Annotated in this window: 1 protein-coding gene and 1 pseudogene; both read right to left on the minus strand. The window is 51.3% G+C overall.

Going from position 1 to position 1,125, the window contains the following annotated elements; translation table 11 throughout:
- Window positions 1-487 (minus strand): VOC family protein (locus STRDD11_RS08755; protein ID WP_241209382.1); only part of this gene is annotated, 487 nt, incomplete at its 3' end.
- Between the two features lie 240 nt (window positions 488-727).
- Window positions 728-1,125: pseudogene (locus STRDD11_RS14470) on the minus strand (NAD(P)-dependent oxidoreductase); the annotation flags it as partial.

Raw genomic sequence — 1,125 nt, forward strand, 5'->3', positions numbered from 1 at the left:
TGATGAAAGGCTGAACTTCCTGCCCCAGTTCATAGATTTCCTGAGCCGGCAGCTCCTCGGTCACGCCGATAATACGGCCGTCCTCCCGGATATCCCAGTCAGTCTGAGGCTTGTCCCGATAAAGCTCAATGCCATTGCCCTCTGGATCTTCCAGATAAAGGGCCTCGCTGTAGCCATGGTCTGCGCCGCCGACCAGCGGAATCTTGAGCTCAGCGATGTGCTTAAAGACATCCGCCAAGTCCTGCCGGCTGGGCAGCAGAATGGCCACATGATAAAGACCGTAGCTGTGCTGAACCGGCTGGCGGTCGCTGCTCTGGATTAGGCGGACCAGCGGCTGCTGACCGCTGCCGAGCAATACCTGTCCTTCCTTTTCCTCCAGAAGCTCCAGCCCCAAAACCTGCTGATAAAAGAGCTTTTGCCGGCCCAAATCCGCAACATTGAGGGCCGCCTCACCTAAAAAAATCTTGCTATTGTATGCGTAAGTCATCTGAAATTCCTTCTTTCCTTAAAATAAAGAAGCAAATCCAGACTAGGCTAAGCTGAATCTGCCCTTATCTTGTTTCTGTTCTTCGAAAATCACAATCAAGCGTCCTTCGTTTGGACTTGTCTAATTCCCGTTGAAAGTTAGAGGAGGCTGAAACACTGTTGTTCCGGTCTCGTGACAGGATAAGCAGGGACTGCCATCCTGTCTGCTCCTGCCCTGTCTGATTTGGATTTTCATGGAGCATTATCTCCCCAAAACAGAGATGCGCTCTTTGATATGGCTGCCTTTTTCAATCTCATCCAGCATAGCAATGGCATAATCGGCATAGCTGATGCTGCTTTGGCCTGCTTCATTTGTGGTAAAGACTTCGCCAGCCAGGATATAGGCACCTGTACGGGCTCCGTCAGCCACAAAGTCTGCTGCCGGGCTGATAAAGGTCCATTTAGTATCTGAGAAGCTGCGTAAGCGTGCTAAGCCTTTAGCCATAGCTTGTGCCAGCGGTTTGTATTCTTCTGGAAAGTCCGGTGTATCCGCCAGCTGTGTCGTCATTTCTGGATCGACATAGAGGCTTCCCGCTCCTCCAACGACCAAGAAGCGTGTATCGCTGCCAGCAAGAAGACCTGCCAAATACTCCATTGAAG

This window comes from Streptococcus sp. DD11, assembly GCF_001578865.1.
GTDB classification, from domain to species: domain Bacteria; phylum Bacillota; class Bacilli; order Lactobacillales; family Streptococcaceae; genus Streptococcus; species Streptococcus panodentis.